Raw genomic sequence first — 893 nt, forward strand, 5'->3', positions numbered from 1 at the left:
CATGCAGCCATTCATCCCAAGTAACTCCTTGAAAAATCAGGCCAATTACGATTGCACTCGCGATAGAAAAAAGAAATCCATTTCTTGTTTTAAATCTCAGCAAAATCGAAAGCAATAATAGAAACACAGGCAATAACAACCAAATGCTGTAGTTAAAACCGGCACCAAATTGCTGACGCAGCAAATCATTTTCCCCTTGATGCCACTCGCCACTCCTATCACAAATCAAGAAAAAAGCGAAGGCGACACCCCCAGCCCCAATTGTGGTTGGCAGCAGCGCTTTAAATAAGTCTTTGACGGAGACACCTGTAGAAGAGGCTACAAGACGGTTCGCACTTGAAAAAGGTGAAGTCCGATCGCCGACAAAAGCGCCAGATACGAGTGCCCCTGCAACCATCGGCAAAGGGATCTGAAGCAGCACTGCAAGACCAATTAGCGGGATTCCGACCGAGCTTAGTGTTCCGGTGGAGGTGCCAAGCAGCATAGAAATACACACGGAAAGCACAAACGAAAATGTAAGAAAGAAACTAGGATCAACAATTCGAAGTCCTAAATCGATCATATAGGGGATAGTCCCGCTAGCTGTCCAGACAGGGATAACAACGCCGACTAAAGCGAGAATCCACATGACTTCTTTGGTATGCTTGACGCCTTCCCACATACTTCGCAGGATGCCTCTGAATGCAGCTCCGCCTCGCCAAACAATGACTACCAATGTTATGAGTCCAAAAGAAAAACCAATCGCCAAGGCGATATGAAGTAAATATGCGGCAGCGAGTCCACAAATAGTAATAAGTATCGTTACGCCGAGTTGTCTATTCGTTAACATGTTTTATTTTATCCTAACATTTCTCGAATCGTATTGAGGGTCTCTTGGATAGCCTGCTTAAGCG

Annotated in this window: 1 pseudogene; it reads right to left on the reverse strand. The window is 45.2% G+C overall.

Annotated features, from left to right (window positions below):
* Positions 1 to 829: pseudogene (locus tag AC1DUA_RS39285) on the reverse strand (Na+/H+ antiporter NhaC family protein); the annotation flags it as partial.
* Positions 830 to 893 lie beyond the last annotated feature (64 nt).

It is taken from the genome of Paenibacillus sp. 01T422 (assembly GCF_056398785.1).